Origin of the sequence: Microvirga sp. 3-52 (genome assembly GCF_018383585.1) — a bacterium.
GTDB lineage: Bacteria > Pseudomonadota > Alphaproteobacteria > Rhizobiales > Beijerinckiaceae > Microvirga.
In genome coordinates this window covers 1-347 of the sequence record NZ_JAHAMK010000092.1, presented here as the reverse complement: position 1 = coordinate 347, position 347 = coordinate 1, and the positions used below count along the sequence as shown (strand labels likewise).

The following is a 347-nucleotide window of genomic DNA, read 5'->3' as shown; positions in this document are numbered from 1 at the left end:
TCGCGGGTATTGGGATAGCGAGGAGATCCTGGCCTGCGACCAAACAGGAGTGACGGTCACCCTGCCCAAGCCGATGACCTCCGGCTCGAAAGCGGATGGCCGGTTCGGCAAGCAGGACTTCGTCTACTTGCCCGAGGAGGACGTCTACCGCTGCCCAGCAGGCGAGAAGCTCAGGTACTACTACAGCAACGTCGAGCGCGGGCTGACACTGCGGCGCTACTGGACCATGGCTTGCCGCGGCTGCCCGTTCAAGAGCCGCTGTACCACGGCTCGGCAGCGACGGATCACGCGCTGGGAGCACGAGGACGTGCTGGAGGCGGTGCAGCGCCGGCTTGATCTCAACCCCA

General features: G+C 65.1%; 1 protein-coding gene. It reads left to right on the top strand.

Features of this window, described 5'->3' with window-relative positions; translation table 11 throughout:
- The coding region (locus KHP60_RS24895) for a transposase (RefSeq protein ID WP_213566941.1) at positions 1-347 on the top strand (347 nt) is incomplete at both ends.